Here is an 18,999-nt window from a genome sequence, read left to right as displayed (position 1 = left end):
CTGGTTGGTCTCGGGCATGCGCCCCGGTGGCCGTGACGACCACCAGGCACAACTTTAGTACTCAGACCGTGACGAGGGACGTGAGCGGGTACTTTCCGAGCCGCTCCCGACCGCCCAGCGCGGCGATCTCCAGGACCACGGCGACACCGATCACCCGGGCACCTGCGGATTCCACCAGTCGCGCCGTGGCGTCGAGGGTTCCACCGGTGGCCAGCACGTCGTCGACGACGAGCACGGAGCGCCCGTCCAGACCGATCGAGCCGGCCGGAATCTCCAGCGTGGCCGTACCGTATTCGAGGGTGTACGACTGCGACAGCACCGGCGGCGGCAGTTTGCCCGACTTCCGCACGGCCACCACACCGGAGCCCAGTTCCCGGGCGACGCCGCCGCCGAGGAGGAACCCTCGGGCGTCGACGGCGGCAATCACATCCGCCTCCGGGGCGCAGGCGGCGAGCGCGTCGACGACGACACGGAAACCGTCCGCATCGGAAAAAACCGGCGTCAGGTCGGCGAACCGCACCCCGGGTTGCGGAAAGTCGTCGGCCCATCGGGTGAGCCGGGTGACGGCGTCACGGGCCGAAGAATGGTCGATCACCTGTGCAGAACCCACCTGTCCATGTTCCAGCCGGCGCCCGATCGCGTCGGATTGACTGCTCCCGCCTGCAAACCTGTTGCGAACGCGACGGTCCGCGGCTGATCGAACAGCGGCACCGTGGGCACGTCCGACCACAGGATGTTCTCCGCCTCCGTCGACAGCGACAGCTGGGTGGCGGTCAAGCTGTCGACCGAGAGTTGATCGACGATCTGATCGACACGGCCGTTGCTGTAGTCCCCGAAGTTCGATCGGATTCCGCTGCGGAGGGCGTACATCGCGGTGGTGGCCGCTGCCGTGCCCGCGGCGCCGGGAGCGGAGGCCGTGCCCGCGAGGACCACATCCACCTGCCCGTCGCGCAGCATGGACGGGGTGAACTCGGGCGACGCGACGTCCTGCACGGTGATACCGGCTGGGGCACACGCCGCCGCCACGGCCGCCACGATCTCGGCGCGGCGCGGGTTCGGACCGAGATATCCGACGCGGACCGTCGCCGACGTGTTGCCGGTGTCGGCCAGAGCGTCCGTCGCCGCTGCCGTGTCCGCCGTCTCGTACCGGCCGCCGACGGCACCGGCCACCGTCTGGTGAACGAGACTGTCGGGGGCGGTGACCCGCGTGTCGACCGGGCCCCCGGACGCTCCACCTGCCTCGTCCGACTCCGCGGCGATCCCGAACTTCGACGCCAGCTCCTCCCGGGGCAGGCACGCCGCGAACGCCCGCCGTCCGGCTGCGTTCTCGAACAGGCCCGAGGTGGACAGGACGAACTGCTCGACGCTGCGCGACGGCACCTCCGTCACGTCGAACCCGCCGAGGTCCAGATCGGGCGCCGATCCCGCGGCGACGTCGACGACCTCGACCGAACCGTCACCGATCCGCGCGCTCACGTCGGAAGACTTGGGCCACACCACGATCCGCGAGGTGGCCGGACGGTTCCCCCACCACCGGTCGTTGGCCACCAGCACGAGGCCCTCGTCCTCGGAGAACGATTCGACCTTGTAGGGGCCGGACGCGGGGAACTTGGCGAGGTCGAGGTCGCCAGGTGCCATCGTCCATCCGTTGTTCCAGAAGTCCGCGACGCGCGTCAACGCTTCCGCGTCCGAATTCTGTACGGCGGCCACGACGTCGGGCACGCCGGCGGCGCTGGCGACCACGTGCGCCGGCATCATCGACGTCGCGCCGAACAACGACTTCCAGTCGGTGAAATTCCGTCCCGCCTTGAACGTGACGACGGCATCCTTCGAGCCGGTCTGGCAGTCGATCCGGTCGATGTCCGAGTAGCCGGCCGTACTCGCCGCATCGAACATCGGGAAACGGCCACTGTTCGCCGCCCACGTCAGCACCAGATCGTCGCAGGACATCGGCACGCCGTCGGAGTAGACGGAGTTGGGATTGAGCTTGTACTGGATCGTCAGAGCATCCCCGGGCATCGCGTTGGCGGTACCGATGTCCGTGTCGGCCACCGGTCCGCCTTCCGGTCCCGTGTAGTTGAACCCGGGCAGCACCCGCGCGAACGCCTGACGCGCCCCCGACACCGCACCCGCGACGCTGTTGCCGTTGTACGTGGTGATCGTGTTGTCGATGGCGTACCCGATCGACGGGATCTGCTCGCCCTCCTCGGAACATCCGACGAGCGAGCCGGCGAGGAGCACGGTCGCGAGGAGGCCGGCACCCGACACGGCCGCAGTACGGCCGCGTCGGGTCTGCGCACCGCGCCGGGTGCTGTGCGATGCGGGCATGTCAGTGCCTCTTCTTGTTGCGCTTCCCGGTGGGACGTGAGCCCGGTGTGGGTGCGGTCGCCGCCGACCGGCGGCGCGGGACGGCGGTGTCCGCCGTGGACGCGGCGACCTCGGCGGCCGGGGTGCCGGCCTTCGGCGCACCGCCCTGTGCCAGGGTCGCGCGGCGAGCGAGGACCTTTCGCGTGTGCGCGGCGACCGGACCCCACCGCTCCTTCAACGTGACCAGCAGGGGTGTCGCGAAGAAGATCGACGAGTAGGCGCCGACGATGATGCCCACGAGCTGCACCAGCGCCAGGTCCTTCAGCGTTCCGACACCAAGCATCCAGACCGCGACCACCATCAGCGCGAGCACCGGCAAGACGCTGATCAGGGTGGTGTTGATGGACCGCATCAGCGTCTGGTTGATCGCCAGGTTCGCCTGCTCGGCGTAGGTGCGACGGGTCAGGTGCAGAATCCCGCGTGTGTTCTCCTCGACCTTGTCGAACACCACCACCGAGTCGTAGAGCGAGAAACCGAGAATCGTCAGCAGGCCGATGACGGTCGCCGGGGTCACCTCGAAGCCGACCAGCGAATACACGCCGGCGGTGACGGCGATGTCGAAGAACAGCGCGACGATCGCGGCGATCGCCATGTCCCGCTCGAACCGGACGGCGATGTACACGCTCACGATCACCAGGAACACAAGCAGCGCGATCAGCGCCTTCTGGGTGATCTGCCCGCCCCACGTCTCGCTGACGTCGGCGACGCTGATCACGTTCTTGCTGACGTTGCCGTCGCTGTCCTTCGGCTGGAACTCGTCGTACAACGCGTTTTGCAGCGTCACCACCTGCGCCGCGTCGAGTGCCTCGGAGCGGATCTGCACGGTCGCGCTCGAACCCGAGCCCACCGTCTGCACCGAGACGGGGTCCATGCCGAGCGCCTCGGAGTAGACCTCCTCCACCTGCGCGGTCTCCACCCCGCCGCCGGCGGGGAACTGGATCCGCGAACCACCCTCGAAATCGATACCGAGGGTGAACCCGCGGACGAGGATGCTCAGCAACGAGATCAGCACGATCGTGCCGGTCAGGATGTAGTAGAAGCGGCGACGCCCGACGACCTCGAAGGCGCCGGTTCCGGTGTACAGCCGCGACAGCAGGCTGTGCTGGGGCATCGACGACTGGTTGACGCCCGAATCGGACAGCGAAGACTCGGGGTCTGTCTGCGACGCAGACCGGGACGTGGTCGATTCGCTCATACTCGTGACTCCTTCGCCGACGCTGCGGCAGCCTTGCGTTCCTTGGCGATCTGCTGCACGGCACCCAGTCCGTTGACACCGGGCTTCGACCAGAACGGCGACTTCGAGGCCAGGTGGACCAGCGGCCACGTCACCAGGAACACCACGACGACATCGAGGATGGTGGTCAGGCCGAGGGTGAACGCGAAGCCGCGCACCTGCCCGACCGCGAGGATGTACAGCACCGCGGCGGCGATGAAGCTGACCGCGTTACCGGACAGGATGGTCCGGCGCGCACGGGCCCAGCCGCGCGGTACCGCGGACCGGAAACTGCGTCCCTCCCGCATCTCGTCCTTGATTCTCTCGAAGAACACCACGAACGAGTCGGCGGTCATACCGATACCGATGATCAGACCGGCGATGCCCGCGAGGTCGAGGGTGAAGTTGATGTACCGGCCGAGCAGCACCATGATCGCGTAGACCATCACACCGGACAGCACCAGCGACAACGCGGTGAGCACCCCGAGCATGCGGTAGTAGAGGAGGCAGTAGAGCAGCACCAGGACCAGACCCACCAGTCCGGCGATGAGACCGGCCTCCAGAGAGGCGAGCCCCAGCGTCGCCGACACGGTCTCCGCCTCGGACGCCGCGAACGACAGCGGTAGCGAGCCGTACTTGAGGGTGTTCGCGAGTTCCTTCGCGCTTTCCGCGGAGAACGAGCCGGTGATCGACGTCGAGCTACCTGCGGGTGTCGCGCCCTGGACGACCGGTGCGCTCACCACCTTGGAGTCGAGTGTGAACGCGGCCTGCTTGCCGATGTTCTGCGACGTGAACGTGGCCCAGGTGTTGCTGCCCTCGGACTTGAACGTCAGGCTCACCTCGTGCCGCGACTGCTGGGAGTTGTAGCCGGACGTCGCGTCGGCGATCTCCTGCCCGTCGATGATCGCCGGTTCGAGCAGGTACACGGCCTGGCCGTCGGTGGAGCACGCGACGAGCGGTAGGGCCGGGTCGTCGTTGCCGCGCAGCGGGTCGGGCACGCTGCAGTCGAGCGTCGCCATGGCCTGCTGCTGCACGGCCGGGTCGGTGCTCTGGCGCGTGGCCCGCGCGGCTGCGATCTCGTCGGCCGCCTCGGCAGTCTCGGTGCCGGACGCGTCGGCGGGCGCCGGCTCCGCCGTCGGAGTCGGCTCGGGAGAGGTGGACGGATCCTGAGCCGGGAACGGCCGGTTCTGGGGCGCGGGAGTCTCGGTTCCGGCGGGAGCCTGGGCCGGCGTCCCACCGGCGGCAGGTGCCTGCGTGCCGGCTGGGGCCGCGGCCTGGGACGTCTGGACGGGACGGACGTACAAGCGCGCCGTCTGGCCGAGCGAACGCGCCTGCGCGCTGTCGTCGCCGGGGACGGTGATGACGAGGTTGTCGCCGTCGATGACCACCTCGGAGCCGGACACGCCGAGTCCGTTCACACGGGTCTCGATGATCTCCTGGGCCTGCCGCAGGCTGTCCGGCGTCGGCTTGCTGCCGTCCGGGGTGCGTGCGGTGAGGGTGACTCGGGTCCCCCCTTGCAGGTCGATGCCCAGCTTGGGTGTCGCGGACTTGTCGCCGGTGAAGAACACCAGGGCATACAGAACCGCCACGAGCACCGCGAAAACGGTGAGGTAGCGGACGGGATGCACCGATCCTGTGGAAGGTGCCACGATCTCTATGTCTCCTCAGTACGTGCAGTTCGGGTGGGAACGTTCACAGCGCACCGGACCGGCAGACGCAGGGCTGTGCCCCGGTTGCCGCGCCCGGGGCGCCTGCGACGCGACGGCTGCGCGGGTACGCCGCGGAAGCGTCGATCAATCCTTGTTCAGGCGCGGCGGGGTGTCGCCGCCGTTCTCACGATCCTCGCGGACGATGTCGGTGGCGGGGGCCTCGGCGTCGATCGACTCGTGGTCGATGGAACCGCTGCCCTGCAGCGGGGCGTCGACGATCTGCTCGCGGACGACGAGACGCGACCACGTGGTGACCACGCCGGGAGCGATCTCGAGGTCGATCGTCTCGTCGCCGAGTGCGACGACGGTGCCGTGCAGACCGGCAGTCGTGAGGATGCGGTCACCGACCGAGAGCGAGTCCTGCAGAGCGGTCACCTTGGCCGCCTCCTTCTTCTGTCGGCGGATCCCCAGGAACATGGGGACGAGCAGCGCCAGAATCAGGAGCGGGAAGAGAAAATCCATCTGTAAGTCAACCTCGAGGTATGTCGCACGGTCCGAAGCACTGGTCCCGGTTGGACCGATGCAATACACCAGTGTGCCATCACCGGCCCGGACACCGGTTCGCTCGGCACGAGGCGGGCGTTTCTCCGGGGGTCGATCAGGGGTCTTGCGGATCGAACAGGGATGCCTGCGGTTCGTTGACGCGGACCTCGATTCCGCCGGTCACAGCGTCCGGCGGCGGGGTCAGGCCCAGTTGCGTCCACGCGGCGGCCGTGGCGACACGGCCGCGGGGTGTCCGGGCGATCATTCCGGCGCGGACGAGGAAGGGCTCACACACCTCCTCGACGGTGGCGGGTTCCTCACCCACCGCGACGGCCAGGGTGGACACTCCGACCGGGCCGCCGCCGAAGCTGCGCACGAGGGCGCTGAGGACGGACCGGTCGAGGCGGTCGAGTCCCAGCTGGTCGACGTCGTAGACGGCGAGAGCGGCGTGGGCGATCTCGCGGGTGACGACGCCGTCCGCCCGGACCTCGGCGTAGTCGCGGACACGGCGGAGGAGGCGGTTCGCGATGCGGGGCGTGCCTCTGGACCTGTTTGCGATCTCGGCGCCGGCCTCCTCGCCGAGTTGCACGCCGAGAATGCCAGCCGATCGCATGAGGATCTGCTGCAGTTCCGCGGGTTCGTAGAAGTCCATGTGGGCGGTGAACCCGAATCGGTCGCGCAGCGGCCCGGTGAGCGCCCCCGAGCGAGTGGTGGCCCCTACCAGGGTGAACGGTGCGACCTCGAGGGGAATGGACGTGGCGCCGGGGCCCTTGCCGACCACGACGTCGACCCGGAAGTCTTCCATCGCGAGGTAGAGCATCTCTTCGGCCGGCCGGGCGATGCGGTGGATCTCGTCGATGAACAGCACGTCGCCCTCGACGAGATTGCTCAGCATCGCGGCCAGGTCGCCCGCCCGTTCCAGCGCCGGACCCGACGTCAGCCTCAGCGACGAGCCCAGTTCGGCGGCGATGATCATCGCCATGCTGGTCTTTCCCAGGCCGGGCGGGCCCGAGAGGAGGATGTGGTCGGGGGTGCCGCCGCGCATCTTGGCGCCGGTCAGGACGAGCTGCAACTGCTCCCTGACCCGCGGTTGCCCGATGAAGTCGTGGAGGTTCTTCGGGCGCAGGCTGGCCTCGATGTCGCCGTCGCCGGCGACGAGATCGGCCGAGACCGGGGACTCCTCGTCGTAGTCGCCCCCGGGTTCGGGATTCATCTGGTCTTCCCGAGCAGCGAGAGGGCGGAGCGCAGCGCCGTGGAGGTGGTCGACTCGGGCGCCTCTGCGAGGACGGAGTCGGCGGCCTGCTCGGCCTGCTTGGCCGGGAATCCGAGCCCGACGAGGGCTTCGACGATCTGGTCGCGGACCGACCCGCCGCCGCCCGCACCGAGCGGCACCGCCCCGGACGTGGACGCGACCGCGTCCACCTTGTCGCGCAGTTCGACGACCATCCGCTCCGCCCCGCGCTTGCCGATGCCCGGCACCCGCGTGAGTGCCGTGACGTTGCCCTCGGCCAGTGCCGCCCGCAGCGCGTCGGGTTCGAGGACGGCGAGGGTGGCCATCGCCAGGCGGGGGCCGACTCCCGACACCGTCTGGAGCAGCCCGAACAACTCCTTGGACTCCGAGTCGGGGAAGCCGTACAGCGTCATCGAGTCCTCGCGGACGATCATCGCCGTGACCAGCCGGGCCTCGGATCCCCGTTGCAGTCCGCCGAGGGTGGCCGGCGTCGCGTTCACGCGGTAGCCGACTCCGGCGGATTCGATCACCGCATGGTCGAGGGCGATCTCGAGCACCTCGCCGCGGACGGACGCGATCATCGTGTACCTGCCTTCTTCACTTCGGCCAGTCGGGCCTGGTAGCGACGTTTCTGTTCGGCGGCCGCGGCTTCGGCGCGGGCCATGCGTTCGATCATCGGCGCCCGCCAGCAATGGCAGATCGCCAGCGCCAGCGCGTCCGCCGCGTCGGCCGGTTTGGGTGCGGCCGCCAGTTTGAGGATGCGCGTCACCATCGCCGTCACCTGAGCTTTGTCTGCCGAGCCACTCCCCGTGACGGCAGCCTTGACCTCGCTGGGGGTATGGAAACACACGGGGATGCCGCGGCGCGCGGCGGCGAGGGCGACCACGCCACCCGCCTGCGCGGTGCCCATCGCGGTGCGCACGTTGTGCTGGGAGAATACCCGCTCGATCGCCACGACCTCGGGCCTGTGCAGATCGATCCACGATTCGGCCGCTTCGGAGATACGCAGCAGCCTGGAGGACAACTCGAGGTCTGCCGGGGTCCGGACCACGTCGACGGCGATCGGGGTGACGGTGCGGCCGCCGCCGCCGTCCACCACTCCGAATCCGCACCGGGTCAGACCGGGATCCACACCCAGCACACGCACGCAAAGCCACCTCTCCCACGCCGAACAGCTGTTCGATAGCTTAGCCGTGGGGTCGGACGAGTCGGCGCATCAACACGCAGGACGAGCCGGGGCGGACGAGCACCGCTCCCCCGACCCGTGCCGTGCGTCGTGCGATCAGTCGTCGAGCTCCGCCAGCACCTCGTCGGACAGGTCGACGTTGGTGTAGACGTTCTGCACGTCGTCGGACTCCTCGAGCGCGTCGACGAGCTTGAACACCTTGCGGGCTCCGTCGGCGTCGACCGGGACCTCGACGGACGCACGGAAGTCGGCCTCGGCGGAGTCGTAGTCGATTCCCGCCTCCTGCAGTGCGCTGCGGACGGCGACGAGGTCGGTGGGCTCGCTCACGATCTCGAACGTGTCGCCGAGGTCGGTGACCTCCTCGGCACCCGCATCGAGGACCGCCATCAGCACGTCGTCCTCGCTCTGGTCACCCTTCTCCAGGGTGACGACGCCCTTGCGCGTGAACAGGTAGGACACGGAACCCGGGTCGGCCATGTTGCCGCCGTTGCGGGTCATCGCGGTACGCACCTCGCCGGCCGCACGGTTGCGGTTGTCGGTCAGGCACTCGATGAGGACGGCGACACCGTTGGGTCCGTAGCCCTCGTACATGATGGTCTGCCAGTCGGCGCCGCCCGCTTCTTCACCGGCGCCGCGCTTGCGGGCGCGCTCGATGTTGTCGTTGGGGACCGACGTCTTCTTGGCCTTCTGGATGGCGTCGTACAGGGTGGGGTTTCCCGCAGGATCGCCACCGCCGGTACGGGCCGCCACCTCGATGTTCTTGATCAGCTTCGCGAAGGCTTTGCCACGCTTGGCATCGATCACAGCCTTCTTGTGCTTGGTGGTGGCCCATTTGGAGTGGCCGCTCATGCGATTCAAGCCCCTTTCCTGCTGCCTTTGGCACGCCGAATGCGCGGTTTCAGCTTTGACGATGTTACCCGCAGCCCGGCCGCCCCTGTGCGTTCCCGGGGTAACAACTCGCATAAGTCGCCATTGTTTGCATAGAATGCAAACATGTTGATGCGGGTCGACCACAGCTCCACCACCCCACTGGGCGAACAGATCGCGGCCAATGTGCGCGGCGCGTTCCTGCGCGGGGAGATCGGCGCGGGCGATCGGCTCCCCTCCGCCCGGGCACTGGCCGAATCCATCGACGTCAACCTCCACACCGTGCTGCGCGCGTACGCCGCGCTGCGCGACGAGGGCCTGATCGACCTCCGCCGGGGCCGGGGCGCGGTCGTCCGCGCCGACACGGACCCGGTTCACACCGGATTGACCGAAGCCGCACGCACTTTCGTGTCCGAGGCACGACGCCTCGGACTCGACACCGAACAGATGCTCGACCTGATCAAGGAGACCACCAGACAATGACGACCTCCCGAACGCGCCGGCTCGCCGCGACCTCGGCTGTCCCCCTTCTCGCGCTGGTGATCGCGAGACTCGCGTGGAGCGGCGAACTGCCGCCGGTGGTGGCCAGCCACTGGTCCGGCACCGAACCCGACCGGTTCAGCGACACGACCACCTACTTCTGGATCGCTCTCGCCGTCTGCGCGGCCGCCGCCGTGATCGCGGGCGTCGTGGCGGCGCGGGTCCGCACCGACGCCGCGCTCTGGCTTCCCGCCACCGTTCTCGTCGGGTGGACGGTGGCCACGGCCTGGATCGTCAGCGTCGCTGCCACGATCGAGGCGGGCTCGCCCGAAGCGGCGACGCTGGGCTGGTGGATCGTCGTTCCCCTCTTGGGAATCGTGTGGGCCATCGCCGCTTTCGCCCTGCTCCCCCGGACGCCGCACTCCCCGGAGAACGGTGCGGCGCCGACGCTGCCCGTCCCCCTGGCGCCCGGCGAGCGCGCATCGTGGACCGGTTATGCCCGCGGGCGGTGGGCGGGCGTGCTCGCTCTCGCCATGACCCTGGCCGCCGTCGTCTCCGCGCTGGTGGGAGCGCTCTGGCTCGCCGTCCTGTTCGTCGTCCTGGCGGTCGCCGGCGGCGGCTTCGCCTCCGTGACCGTGCAGATCGACCGCACAGGACTGACCCTGTCGTCGTGGAACATCCGCTGGCGGAAGATCCCGCTCGACTCCATCGACGAGGCCCGGGTCACCGAGATCCGGCCCACGGAATGGGGCGGCTGGGGCTACCGCTTCACGCCGCGCGGGACCGTGGTCGTGATCCGCGCCGGCGAGGGCATCGTGCTGAACCGCACCGGCGGCCGCCCGTTCGCGGTCACCGTGGACGGCGCCGCGCAGGGTGCGGCGCTCCTCAACACACTCGCCGCGCCCCGTCCCTAGACCCCGCGGACGATGTCGACGAACAGCTCGTGCACCCGCCGGTCGCCGGTCACCTCCGGGTGGAACGACGTGGCCACCACGGCGCCCTGCCGGACGGCCACGATCCGTCCGGCGGCCGCGCCACCCGACTCGGGCACGCGGGCAAGGACCTGGACGTCGTCGCCGACGCGCTCCACCCACGGAGCCCGGATGAACACGGCCCGCATCGGGTCGCCGACGATGCCCTCGAATTCGAGGTCGGACTCGAAGGAGTCGACCTGACGACCGAAGGCGTTGCGGCGCACCGTCATGTCGATCGCACCGAGGTGCTGCGCGTCCGGTCTCGTGTCGAGGATCTCGCTCGCGAGGAGGATCATCCCGGCGCAGGACCCGTAGGCGGGCAACCCGTCGCGCAGGCGCGCCTTCAGCGGTTCGAGCAGTTCGAAGATCTGCAGCAGCTTGCTCATGGTCGTCGACTCGCCGCCCGGGATGACGAGGCCGTCGATCTTCTCGAGCTCCTCCGGGCGGCGGATGCCGACGGCATCCGCACCCGAATCATTCAGTGCGGCAAGGTGTTCACGGACGTCACCCTGCAGGGCGAGTACTCCGACGAGGGGACGGGTCATGCCATGTTTCCTGTCTCGATGTCGCGCTTGTCCTGATCGCGCTGGATACGGGTCAACCCCTCCTGGACGACGGCGGCGACCATGGTGCCGTTCCGGTCGAACATGCGGCCCTGGGTGAGGGCGCGGCCGAAGCCGGCGGAGGGTGAGGTCTGGTCGTAGAGCAGCCACTCGTCGGCGCGGAACGGGCGCATGAACCACATGGCGTGATCGAGCGACGCCGTCTGCGTGACCACTCCGGGGTGCGGGACCTTCGACGCACCGAGGAGCGTCATGTCACTGAGATAGGCGAGGGTGCAGATGTGGAAGACCTGATCGTCCGGCAGCTTGCTGCGGTACCGCATCCACACCCGTTGCTGCGCGGCGATTCCGGGAGTCTTCCCGGTGGAGCCGGCCGGAACGATACGGACGTCCCATTCCTTCCACTCCCGGTAGAGATCGGTGGCGGCGAACTCCTCGAGGGTCTGGGCGTCGACGAGCTCTTCGGGCGCGGGGACGGACGGCATCGTGTCCTGATGCTCGATGCCCTCGTCCTCGGTGTGGAACGACGCCGACATGGTGAAGATCGCCTTGCCGTCCTGGATTCCGGTGACGCGCCTCGTGCAGAAGGATCTGCCGTCCCGGATCCGGTCGACCAGGTAGACGGTGGGTTTCGCCGGATTTCCTGGGCGCAGGAAGTACCCGTGCAGGGAGTGGACTTTGAATGCCTCGTCAACGGTACGGACCGCGGACACCAGCGACTGACCCGCGACCTGCCCGCCGAACGTCCGCTTCAGAACAGACGGATGAACCGCGCCGCGGAAGATGTCCTTCTCCAGCGCTTCGAGTTCGAGAACGTCCTCGATGCTCGCCATGAGCCCTCCTTCTGTGCCTGGTCAAGGTTATCCGCCCGGTTCGGGCTCGAGGCACCATGGGTGCCATGACGATGTTCACACCGACGAGCCCGGACGGTCTCGTCGCCCTCGTCTCCGAACGCTGCCTCGCCGTTCACGGCACCGCCGTCGTCGCGATCGACGCTCCGGACGGCGCGCACCCCCTGCCCCTCGCGGACGCGGTGTGCGCGTCGCTGCGGGAGCGGGGCCGCCCGTGTGACGTCGTGTCGCTCCACGACTACGTCCGGCCCGCCTCCCTGCGGTTCGAGCACGGGCGCGACGACGAACTCAGCTACCGCACCCTCTGGTTCGACTACGACGCCCTGGACCGGGAGGTGGTGCGGTCGGTCCGCACCGACCGCCGGTGGTTGCCGCGCCTGTGGGACGAGGCCGAGGATCGCTCCGCCCGCTGCGCCCGCGTTCCCGCGGCCGACGGTCAGGTGCTTCTCGTCGTCGGCCCGATGCTGCTGGGCCGGGATCTCGACTTCGACGTCACCGTGCAACTTCATCTGGGTGAAGGCGCCCTGATGCGCCGAACCCCGGCCGATCAACGCTGGACCGTGCCCGCACTGCTCCGCCGTGCCGCCGACGTCACGGTCGAACCCGACCTGCTGGTGCGGTACGACCATCCGCCGAGGCCAGCCGTCCGGGCGGGTCGCTGAGGCCTCTCACGTCGTGCGCAGGAACCGGGTCAGCCCTTCCTGCACGACGGCAGCGACCAGGTTGCCCTTCCGGTCGAAGATCCGGCCCTGCGCGAGCGCCCGCCCGAATCCGGCGGACGGTGACGTCTGGTCGTACAGTAGCCACTCGTCGGCCCGGAACGGGCGCAGGAACCACAGTGCGTGATCGAGTGAGGCACCGTTGATCTCGACACCGGGGTGCGGGGTCATGGCGGAACCGATCAGCGTCATGTCGCTCATGTAGGCCAGCGCGCAGACGTGGAAGACGGGGTCGTCGGGCAGCGTCTTGCGGGACCGGAACCACGCCTGCTGCTGAGCGGCCGCACCGCGCCTGCGGTCGACCTCGCCGTGGCCGACCATCCGGATGTCCCAGTCTGACCACTCCTGGGCGAGCCAGGCGATCTCCGGGTCGGCCGAGTCACTGGCGAACGGCAGCGTATCGGGCGGCGGGACCACGGGCATCTCGTCCTGGTGCTCGATGCCCTCGTCCTCGACCTGGAATGACGCCGACATCGTGAAGATCGCCTGACCGTCCTGGACGGCGTTGACCCGCCGGGTGACGAACGACCGACCGTCCCGGATGCGGTCCACCAGGTACACGATCGGCATCGTGGGGTTTCCGGGACGGAGGAAGTAGCCGTGCAGCGAATGCACCATGAATCGGGGGTCGACGGTGCGGACCGCCGCCACCAGCGCCTGACCGGCCACCTGCCCACCGAACGTGCGGGAAAGCATGGTCTCGGTCGCTATGCCTCGGAAGATGTTCTCCTCGAGGCGTTCCACTTCCAGGATCTCTTCGATCGTCGCCATCCACGGCCCCTTCCGATGCTCGTCCGCTGACACTCTCACACGGGTCCCGGGCACCGGCGCACCGCACCGCACGAGGCCCGGGTCGGGGCCTCGTGCGGTGCGAACGGAAGTAGTGCGGCGCCAGGAGCGCCGCGATCGATCACAGATCGATCGCGGGGATCACCAGCCGCGTTCGGCGAGCCGGTGCGGGACGGGGATGTCGTCGACGTTGATCCCGACCATCGCCTCACCCAGCCCACGGGAAACCTTCGCCAGCACATCCGGGTCGTCGAAGAACGTGGTCGCCTTCACGATCGCCGCGGCCCGCTCCGCCGGGTTACCCGACTTGAAGATCCCCGACCCGACGAACACACCCTCCGCACCGAGCTGCATCATCATCGCCGCATCCGCCGGGGTGGCGATGCCACCGGCAGTGAACATCGTGACCGGCAACTTCCCGGCCTTGGCGACCTCGACGACCAGATCGTACGGCGCCTGCAACTCCTTCGCCGCCACATACAGCTCGTCCTCGCTGAGCGAGGTCAACCGGCGGATCTCCCCACCGATCGTCCGCATGTGCGTGGTCGCGTTCGACACGTCACCGGTACCGGCCTCCCCCTTGGACCGGATCATCGCCGCACCCTCGGTGATCCGCCGCAGCGCCTCACCGAGATTGGTGGCACCACACACGAACGGGACGGTGAACTGCCACTTGTCGATGTGATTGGCGTAGTCGGCCGGGGTCAGCACCTCCGACTCGTCGACGTAATCGACCCCGAGGGACTGCAGGATCTGCGCCTCCACGAAGTGCCCGATCCGGGCCTTGGCCATCACCGGGATCGACACCGCGGAGATGATGCCGTCGATCATGTCCGGATCACTCATCCGGGACACCCCACCCTGCGCCCGGATGTCCGCGGGCACCCGCTCGAGCGCCATCACCGCGACCGCACCGGCATCCTCGGCGATCTTCGCCTGATCGGGGGTGACGACGTCCATGATGACCCCGCCCTTCAACATCTCGGCCATGCCACGCTTGACGCGTGCCGTACCGGTGGTGGGGGTGGTGTCGGGGGTGCTCACAGCGAACTCCTGGGTTGTGGCGTGGATTGACTTCGATAACGGCATACGTGAGCGACGACGTTCACGCTGCAGTACCCGATTCTAGGACGAGGGGCCGTCCACTTCCGTAGCCAGTCGGCAATTGCTGGCTTTCTCCGGGCTCCCGGGACGGCTCAGGTGATCGCGCGCACCTCGGGTTCGTCCGCGGCCGAGGCCACCGCGCCTGCCTCGTCGAGGAGATCCGCGAGGTCGTGCGGGTACACGGCTTCCCCTGCTGCCGCCAGTTCACGAACCGTGTCCGCGGTGCACCACCGGTGACCGGTGATGGTGCGGTTCTCGAGTTCGGTGAAGCCCCCGTGGTGCGGCTCGAACCCGCCGGTGCGCAACGCGAAGAACAGTTCCTCGGAGCGGATCAGCTGCCCGTTCCAGGAGAAGATGGCAACCCGCCGCCACATGGGTCCGCGCAGCGATTCGGGCGACGCGGTGTGCCCCGTCTCCTCGGCGATCTCCCGGACCGCGGCGGCCCGCAGGTTCTCCCCCTTCTCGACGGCGCCACCGATCGTGAACCAGTAGTAGACGTCAGGGACGGTGGGGTCGTGACCCCGGAGCAGCAGGACCCGGCCCTCACGGTCGAGCAGCACCACCCGGGCTGATGTCCGGACGGAATCGAGGGACAGACCCTCGGTGAACGCCGCGGCGGACGAGCGTTCGGTGATCTCGAAGTACGTCGGCAGCGGGGCCGTGCCCCCGAGGTGCAGCCATCGGACCGGACGCCGGGTGCGGAGTGCGAGGGTGTCGCGGACGGCGTCGTTGTGGAAACGGCGGGCGATCAGCACCCGCGCCTCCGAATCGGCGAGTTCCGCCACCAACTGGGGACGCAGCGCCTCCGGATCGAGGGACGAGAGTGCACTCGACAACGCATTCTCGGCGATCTCCCGGTCGGCCCGGTCCGACCGTTCGGCCCGGGCCGCCAGCGCGGCCAGCGACCTGCCCTCGGGCGGGTCCATCGCCGCGGCCGCCGCCCGCACGACCACCGCCCGGCGGGCGAGGGCCGCGTCGAGAGCCTGCCAGGACAGGTCGGAGCGAACGTGCAGGCGGTCGAGGCGGTTGGCCGTTCCGTACGCCCACAGGCCGATCGCCAGGACGACGGCCGCGACCAGGGCGAGGACCAGGATCGTGAGGGCGGAGAACGTCACGAGCCGACCTCCCGGACGCCGTCGCGGCCGACGGTGACCGTCTCGTAGACACGCAGGATCTGTTCGGCCACCACCGGCCAGTCGTATTCGGTGACCACCGTCCGGCCGACATCGGTGAGCGCGGCGCTGCGCTCGGGGTCACCGAGCACCGAGTCGATCCCGGCGGCGAGCGCCGCCACATCCCCGACCGGCACCAGCACGCCTGCCTGCCCGTCCCGCAGGACCCGGCGGAACGCGTCCAGTTCGCTCGCCACGACGGCAGCTCCCGCGGCCATCGCCTCCACCAGCACGATGCCGAAGCTCTCACCCCCGAGGTTGGGGGCGCAGTACACGTCGGCGCTCCGCAGTGCCGACGCCTTCTCGGCATCGTCGACCTGGCCCAGCAGACGCAGGTGCCCGAAGACCGGGCCGGCCTCGCGGCGCAGCTTGTCCTCGTCGCCGCGTCCGACCACCAGCACCTCGAGGTCGGGATACTTCTCCACCAGAGCGGGCAGCGCCTTGAGGAGCACCGCCATGCCCTTGCGGGGCTCGTCGTAGCGGCCGAGGAAGAGGATGGTCTTTCCCGGACGCGGGTAGCCGGGCAGCGGCTCGGCGTTCGCGAACGCCTGGACGTCGACCCCGTTGGGGATCTCGACCGCATCGGAGCCCAGTGATTCCACCTGCCAGCGTCGGGCGAGTTCCGACACCGCGATGCGGCCGCTGATCCTTTCCAGGTAGGGCTGGAGAACACCCTGAAACGTGCTCAGCACCAACGACTTCGTGGTCGATGTGTGGAAAGTGGCCACGATGGGCCCCTCGGCCACGCGCATGGCGAGCATGGACAGGCTCGGCGCGTTCGGCTCGTGGATGTGCAGGACGTCGAAGTTGTTGTCCGAGATCCAGCGCCGCACGCGGGCGCTCGCGGCGGGGCCGAAACTCAGCCGGGCCACCGAACCGTTGTAGGGAATGGCGAGGGCGCGCCCCGCGGAGACGACGAAGTCGGGCAGGTCGACGTCGTCGGACGCCGGCGCGAGGACGCTCACCTTGTGCCCGCGCTCGATCAGAACCTCCGCGAGGTCGACGACGTGGGCCTGCACTCCGCCCGGGACGTCGAACGAGTACGGGCAGACCATTCCGATCTTCACGAGTTCTCCATGCGGGAGAGCCTCGACTGGGACAGGTCGGAGAGCCACAGCGGCTGAAGCATGTGCCAGTCCTCGGGATGTGCCGCGATGTTGGCCTCGAACCGATCCGCCAGGGCCTGAGTCGCCGCGGCAACCCCCGCGGTGGTGTCGATCGGCGGGTCGATGCGGAAACCCCACCCGCCGTCCGTGAACCAGCAGTGCACCGGCAGCAGCGGCGCGCCGGTGTCGATCGCCAGCTTCGCGGGGCCGGCGGGCATGCGCGTCGGTTCCCCGAAGAACGTCACCGGGACGCCCTTCTTCGCCAGGTCGCGTTCACCGAGGAGGCACACGATCCCGTTGTCCCGCAGTCGCGCCGACAGTTCCACGAACGGGGGGTTCTCTCCCCCGCTGAGCGGAAAGATCTCGAAACCGAGCCCTTCGCGGTAATCGACGAACCGCCGGTACAGCGACTCCGGCCTCAATCGCTCGGCGACCGTGGACAGCCCGCCCCAGTGCTGGGCGCACCACACACCGGCCATGTCCCAGTTGCCGCTGTGCGGCAGTGCCATGACCGCGCCCCGGCCGGCTTCTTTCGCGGCGTCGAGGTGCTTCTGCCCTTCGATCAGCTCGTCGAGGGCGGCGCCCGTCTTCACGAGGTCCATCGACGGCAGCCGGAAAGCCTCCCGCCAGTAGCGCGCGTAGGACCGCATCGACGCCCGCATCAGGGTGTCCGGCACCTCGTCCGCGGGTACACCGAGCACGCGGGCGAGATTGCGGCGCAACTGTTCCGGGCCGCCGTTCCGGACGGCGAAGTCGGCTCCCCTGTCGAACAGGGCGACCGCGGCCTTCTCGGGCAGCGCACGGACCAGCCGCCAGCCAGTCGCGTACCCCAGGTCGCTGATGCGTTCCGACAGACCGCTCACTGCACGCTCGCCTGTCCGTCTTCCGGCGTCGGGTCCGCAGGCGGGAGGGGCAGCACGTCCCGGGCGCCCGGCGACCGGCGGACGGCCAGTACCCGCTGGAACACGGTGATGACGCTGCCCGCCGACAGCAACCACATCGCGACATGAATGGCCCACGGAACTCCGAGCCCGGTCACGCCGGCACCGACCAGCACGATGACCAGCCGATCGGGTCGTTCGATGAGTCCACCGTCGGCGGACAGCCCACTGGCCTCGGCGCGCGCCTTGGCGTACGAGATCACCTGCGAGGTGACGAGGCACAGCAGAGTCGCGATCAGCAGCGGCTTGCTGTTCTCGTGATAGACCGCCCACCAGGCCAGACCGGCGAAGATCGCACCGTCGGCCACCCGGTCGCAGGTGGCGTCGAGAACGGCACCGTACCGGGTTCCGCCGCCGCGGGCGCGGGCCATGGCACCGTCGAGCATGTCGAACATGACGAACAGCCAGATGAACATCGCTCCCCAGAACAGATGTCCGCTGGGAAACAGCGTGACCGCGCCGGCCACGGTCGCTACGGTGCCGATGACGGTGACGGAATCGGGAGTGAGCCCGGTCTTGACCAGGGCCTTCCCCAATGGTGCCGTCACCTTGGACACGGATGCCCGTCCGAAGAAGCTCAGCACCTCTCCACCCCGTTCTTCACTTCCTGCCAGGAACCCCGCACGCGTGAGCCAGCGACTCCCGCGTCATTCATCTAACGCGTCATTCATTCCAGGCCTTCGCCAGCAGCCCCCGGGTCTCGCGCAGCAACTGCGGCATGACCTTGACCCCGGCGAGGACCGTGATGAAGTTCGCGTCCCCGCCCCAGCGCGGCACGATGTGCTGATGCAGGTGCTCGGCGAGCGAACCACCTGCCGCCGCACCGAGATTGAGACCGACGTTGAAACCGTCCGGCCGCGACACCCGCTTGATCACGCGCAGAGCCTGCTGCGTGAACGACATCAACTCGGCGCTTTCCTCCTCCGTCAGGTCTTCGAGCGCCGCGACCTTGCGGTAGGGAACGACCATCAGGTGCCCCGGGTTGTACGGGTACAGGTTGAGCACCGCATAGACGTGCTCACCCCGGGCGACGATCAACCCGTCCTCGTCGTCCATCTTCGGGATGTCGATGAACGGCTCGTTCGGGGTGTCCCGCGACTTCGGCGCCTCGGCGATGTACGACATGCGGTGCGGCGACCAGATCCGCTGGAGGTGATCGGGTTCGCCGGGGCCGCGGTCGACGAGGCGGCCGGGGCCGCCGAGCATCTCGTCGGCCGTCACGTCGTCACCTCCGGTCATGTGCG

21 protein-coding genes are annotated in these 18,999 nt (G+C 68.9%); 3 read left to right on the top strand and 18 right to left on the bottom strand.

Annotated elements, in window-relative coordinates; all coding sequences use genetic code 11:
* Positions 1–61 precede the first annotated feature (61 nt).
* From RHA1_RS33735 to RHA1_RS33695, 9 genes are all read right to left on the bottom strand, one after another.
* Positions 62–595, bottom strand: a complete 534-nt coding sequence (locus RHA1_RS33735) for an adenine phosphoribosyltransferase (protein WP_011598641.1) — start codon at positions 593–595, stop codon at positions 62–64.
* Positions 592–2,328, bottom strand: a complete 1,737-nt coding sequence (locus RHA1_RS33730; RefSeq protein WP_011598640.1) for an ABC transporter substrate-binding protein — start codon at positions 2,326–2,328, stop codon at positions 592–594. Before RHA1_RS33730 ends, RHA1_RS33735 begins: the two co-directional genes overlap by 4 nt.
* 1 nt (position 2,329) lies before the next feature.
* On the bottom strand, positions 2,330–3,562 hold the full coding sequence (gene secF, locus RHA1_RS33725) for a protein translocase subunit SecF (protein ID WP_011598639.1): 1,233 nt from the start codon (positions 3,560–3,562) through the stop codon (positions 2,330–2,332).
* Positions 3,559–5,229, bottom strand: coding sequence for a protein translocase subunit SecD (gene secD, locus RHA1_RS33720; protein WP_011598638.1), 1,671 nt, complete (start codon positions 5,227–5,229; stop codon positions 3,559–3,561). The genes secF and secD overlap by 4 nt, the downstream gene beginning before the upstream one ends.
* Positions 5,230–5,373: 144 nt before the next feature.
* Positions 5,374–5,751, bottom strand: coding sequence for a preprotein translocase subunit YajC (gene yajC, locus RHA1_RS33715; protein WP_009480138.1), 378 nt, complete (start codon positions 5,749–5,751; stop codon positions 5,374–5,376).
* 136 nt (positions 5,752–5,887) lie between these two features.
* Positions 5,888–6,985, bottom strand: a complete 1,098-nt coding sequence (ruvB, locus tag RHA1_RS33710) for a Holliday junction branch migration DNA helicase RuvB (RefSeq protein ID WP_009480137.1) — start codon at positions 6,983–6,985, stop codon at positions 5,888–5,890.
* Positions 6,982–7,584: a Holliday junction branch migration protein RuvA gene (ruvA, locus tag RHA1_RS33705; RefSeq protein ID WP_009480136.1), complete on the bottom strand. Its 603-nt coding sequence runs from the start codon at positions 7,582–7,584 to the stop codon at positions 6,982–6,984. The genes ruvB and ruvA overlap by 4 nt, the downstream gene beginning before the upstream one ends.
* Positions 7,581–8,150 (bottom strand): crossover junction endodeoxyribonuclease RuvC, encoded by a 570-nt coding sequence (gene ruvC, locus RHA1_RS33700; RefSeq protein ID WP_011598636.1) that lies wholly within the window; start codon positions 8,148–8,150, stop codon positions 7,581–7,583. The genes ruvA and ruvC overlap by 4 nt, the downstream gene beginning before the upstream one ends.
* A 135-nt stretch (positions 8,151–8,285) precedes the next feature.
* A complete protein-coding gene (locus RHA1_RS33695) occupies positions 8,286–9,038 on the bottom strand; it encodes a YebC/PmpR family DNA-binding transcriptional regulator (RefSeq protein WP_011598635.1) in 753 nt (250 codons plus the stop codon).
* Between the two features lie 144 nt (positions 9,039–9,182).
* Between RHA1_RS33695 and RHA1_RS33690 the strand changes: the two genes are divergently transcribed.
* A complete protein-coding gene (locus RHA1_RS33690; RefSeq protein WP_009480133.1) occupies positions 9,183–9,539 on the top strand; it encodes a GntR family transcriptional regulator in 357 nt (118 codons plus the stop codon).
* A complete protein-coding gene (locus tag RHA1_RS33685; protein ID WP_011598634.1) occupies positions 9,536–10,450 on the top strand; it encodes a hypothetical protein in 915 nt (304 codons plus the stop codon). The genes RHA1_RS33690 and RHA1_RS33685 overlap by 4 nt, the downstream gene beginning before the upstream one ends.
* Here the strand turns inward: RHA1_RS33685 and pdxT are convergent.
* Both pdxT and RHA1_RS33675 read right to left on the bottom strand, forming a co-directional pair.
* Entirely contained in the window at positions 10,447–11,055 is a 609-nt protein-coding gene (gene pdxT / locus RHA1_RS33680; protein WP_009480131.1) for a pyridoxal 5'-phosphate synthase glutaminase subunit PdxT, read from the bottom strand. The two genes, RHA1_RS33685 and pdxT, sit on opposite strands and share 4 nt — an antisense overlap.
* A complete protein-coding gene (locus tag RHA1_RS33675) occupies positions 11,052–11,906 on the bottom strand; it encodes an acyl-CoA thioesterase (protein WP_009480130.1) in 855 nt (284 codons plus the stop codon). Before RHA1_RS33675 ends, pdxT begins: the two co-directional genes overlap by 4 nt.
* Positions 11,907–11,962: 56 nt before the next feature.
* On the opposite strand from RHA1_RS33675, the gene RHA1_RS33670 reads away from it, so the two are divergent.
* Positions 11,963–12,586 carry a nucleoside/nucleotide kinase family protein gene (locus RHA1_RS33670; protein ID WP_011598633.1) on the top strand — a complete coding sequence of 208 codons (624 nt, stop codon included), beginning with the start codon at positions 11,963–11,965 and terminating at the stop codon, positions 12,584–12,586.
* A 6-nt stretch (positions 12,587–12,592) separates the two neighbouring features.
* Here RHA1_RS33670 and RHA1_RS33665 read toward each other — a convergent pair whose 3' ends face one another.
* The 7 genes from RHA1_RS33665 to RHA1_RS33635 all read right to left on the bottom strand — a co-directional run bounded on the left by RHA1_RS33665 (position 12,593) and on the right by RHA1_RS33635 (position 18,994).
* A complete protein-coding gene (locus tag RHA1_RS33665; protein ID WP_011598632.1) occupies positions 12,593–13,414 on the bottom strand; it encodes an acyl-CoA thioesterase in 822 nt (273 codons plus the stop codon).
* A gap of 159 nt (positions 13,415–13,573) precedes the next feature.
* Positions 13,574–14,476 carry a pyridoxal 5'-phosphate synthase lyase subunit PdxS gene (gene pdxS / locus RHA1_RS33660; RefSeq protein ID WP_011598631.1) on the bottom strand — a complete coding sequence of 301 codons (903 nt, stop codon included), beginning with the start codon at positions 14,474–14,476 and terminating at the stop codon, positions 13,574–13,576.
* 152 nt (positions 14,477–14,628) lie between these two features.
* Positions 14,629–15,651, bottom strand: coding sequence for an NUDIX hydrolase (locus RHA1_RS33655; RefSeq protein WP_011598630.1), 1,023 nt, complete (start codon positions 15,649–15,651; stop codon positions 14,629–14,631).
* Positions 15,648–16,775, bottom strand: coding sequence for a glycosyltransferase family 4 protein (locus RHA1_RS33650; RefSeq protein ID WP_009480125.1), 1,128 nt, complete (start codon positions 16,773–16,775; stop codon positions 15,648–15,650). The genes RHA1_RS33655 and RHA1_RS33650 overlap by 4 nt, the downstream gene beginning before the upstream one ends.
* Positions 16,772–17,677, bottom strand: a complete 906-nt coding sequence (locus RHA1_RS33645) for a phosphatidylinositol mannoside acyltransferase (protein ID WP_011598629.1) — start codon at positions 17,675–17,677, stop codon at positions 16,772–16,774. The genes RHA1_RS33650 and RHA1_RS33645 overlap by 4 nt, the downstream gene beginning before the upstream one ends.
* On the bottom strand, positions 17,674–18,339 hold the full coding sequence (pgsA, locus tag RHA1_RS33640; protein WP_011598628.1) for a phosphatidylinositol phosphate synthase: 666 nt from the start codon (positions 18,337–18,339) through the stop codon (positions 17,674–17,676). The genes RHA1_RS33645 and pgsA overlap by 4 nt, the downstream gene beginning before the upstream one ends.
* Before the next feature lie 79 nt (positions 18,340–18,418).
* On the bottom strand, positions 18,419–18,994 hold the full coding sequence (locus tag RHA1_RS33635) for an ATP adenylyltransferase (RefSeq protein WP_005240964.1): 576 nt from the start codon (positions 18,992–18,994) through the stop codon (positions 18,419–18,421).
* Positions 18,995–18,999: the final 5 nt, after the last annotated feature.

This window comes from Rhodococcus jostii RHA1, assembly GCF_000014565.1.
GTDB lineage: Bacteria > Actinomycetota > Actinomycetes > Mycobacteriales > Mycobacteriaceae > Rhodococcus_F > Rhodococcus_F jostii_A.
This window is presented reverse-complemented; position numbering and strand designations above follow the sequence as displayed.

Excerpts from the sequence above, each read along its gene's own strand:
- RHA1_RS33730 (WP_011598640.1), bottom strand. The coding sequence starts at position 2,328 with ATGCCCGCATCGCACAGCACCCGGCGCGGTGCGCAGACCCGACGCGGC.
- secF (WP_011598639.1), bottom strand. The coding sequence starts at position 3,562 with ATGAGCGAATCGACCACGTCCCGGTCTGCGTCGCAGACAGACCCCGAG.
- yajC (WP_009480138.1), bottom strand. The coding sequence starts at position 5,751 with ATGGATTTTCTCTTCCCGCTCCTGATTCTGGCGCTGCTCGTCCCCATG.
- ruvB (WP_009480137.1), bottom strand. The coding sequence starts at position 6,985 with ATGAATCCCGAACCCGGGGGCGACTACGACGAGGAGTCCCCGGTCTCG.
- ruvA (WP_009480136.1), bottom strand. The coding sequence starts at position 7,584 with ATGATCGCGTCCGTCCGCGGCGAGGTGCTCGAGATCGCCCTCGACCAT.
- RHA1_RS33695 (WP_011598635.1), bottom strand. The coding sequence starts at position 9,038 with ATGAGCGGCCACTCCAAATGGGCCACCACCAAGCACAAGAAGGCTGTG.
- RHA1_RS33690 (WP_009480133.1), top strand. The coding sequence starts at position 9,183 with ATGTTGATGCGGGTCGACCACAGCTCCACCACCCCACTGGGCGAACAG.
- RHA1_RS33685 (WP_011598634.1), top strand. The coding sequence starts at position 9,536 with ATGACGACCTCCCGAACGCGCCGGCTCGCCGCGACCTCGGCTGTCCCC.
- pdxT (WP_009480131.1), bottom strand. The coding sequence starts at position 11,055 with ATGACCCGTCCCCTCGTCGGAGTACTCGCCCTGCAGGGTGACGTCCGT.
- RHA1_RS33675 (WP_009480130.1), bottom strand. The coding sequence starts at position 11,906 with ATGGCGAGCATCGAGGACGTTCTCGAACTCGAAGCGCTGGAGAAGGAC.
- RHA1_RS33670 (WP_011598633.1), top strand. The coding sequence starts at position 11,963 with ATGGGTGCCATGACGATGTTCACACCGACGAGCCCGGACGGTCTCGTC.
- RHA1_RS33665 (WP_011598632.1), bottom strand. The coding sequence starts at position 13,414 with ATGGCGACGATCGAAGAGATCCTGGAAGTGGAACGCCTCGAGGAGAAC.
- RHA1_RS33635 (WP_005240964.1), bottom strand. The coding sequence starts at position 18,994 with ATGACCGGAGGTGACGACGTGACGGCCGACGAGATGCTCGGCGGCCCC.